At 60.0% G+C, this 787-nt stretch carries 1 protein-coding gene; it reads left to right on the top strand.

Features of this window, described 5'->3' with window-relative positions:
• Positions 1-80 precede the first annotated feature (80 nt).
• A complete protein-coding gene (locus GY769_16955) occupies positions 81-494 on the top strand; it encodes a response regulator (protein MCP4203611.1) in 414 nt (137 codons plus the stop codon).
• The last annotated feature ends 293 nt before the right edge of the window (positions 495-787 follow it).

The raw sequence follows: 787 nt of genomic DNA, 5'->3' as shown, positions 1-787 counted from the left end.
TCGACGCCGGGCGGCTGGAGGGATTCCGGGTTCCAGGGTCGAGATTTCGCAGGATTCCGCGCCAAAGCCTCGTCAAGTTCATGAAGGAAAACAAGATCCCCCTCGATGCCATCGAGTCCGGCAAGAGGAAGGTTCTGGTTGTCGATGACGACGCTGAAATCGTCGAGTTGATAGTCGACGTGCTCGCGAGGGACGGCAGGTTCGAGACCGAGACCGCCTCGAGCGGGTACGAGGCGGGGATCGCCACCGAGCGATTTCGGCCCGAGTTGATACTGCTCGACTACATGCTGCCTGACGTCAACGGCAACATCGTCTGCCAGGCGATAAGAGGCAACCCCGAGTTCGAGAACATCAAGATCATTGTAGTAAGCGGCGTCGTCAAGCGCGATGAAATTGCCCAGCTGATCAAGTCCGGCGCCGAAGATTTCGTAAGGAAACCATTCGACGTCACCGAACTCACCGGTAAGATCACCGCGGTCCTGCAAATGAGCTAGGACACCGCGGTCGGTGTGGCCGGTCACAAGTCAAATGGTCGACACAAGACAGGGACGACTTTATGCTGGACGTACTACCTAATCCCGACACTTCCGCCCGGCAGGTGGAGCTTGCCGTAGCCCGGCTCGATTCGCTCTCGACCCTGCCGTGCGTCGGGGTACAGGTTCTCTCGAGGCTCCGGCAGGGGCAACTGTCGCCGGCGGCGATTGCCGGGATAATCCGATTAGATCCGGCCCTGGCGGCGAAGTGTCTCTCGCTGGTCTGCCGGCGCGGGATCAATCCGACTGCTGGA

The organism is bacterium (assembly GCA_024224155.1).
Lineage (GTDB): Bacteria > Acidobacteriota > Thermoanaerobaculia > Multivoradales > JAHEKO01 > CALZIK01.
Note: the sequence above shows the minus strand (reverse complement) of the source record. Positions and strands in the feature narration are given on the sequence as shown.

Excerpts from the sequence above, each read along its gene's own strand:
- GY769_16955 (MCP4203611.1), top strand. The coding sequence starts at position 81 with ATGAAGGAAAACAAGATCCCCCTCGATGCCATCGAGTCCGGCAAGAGG.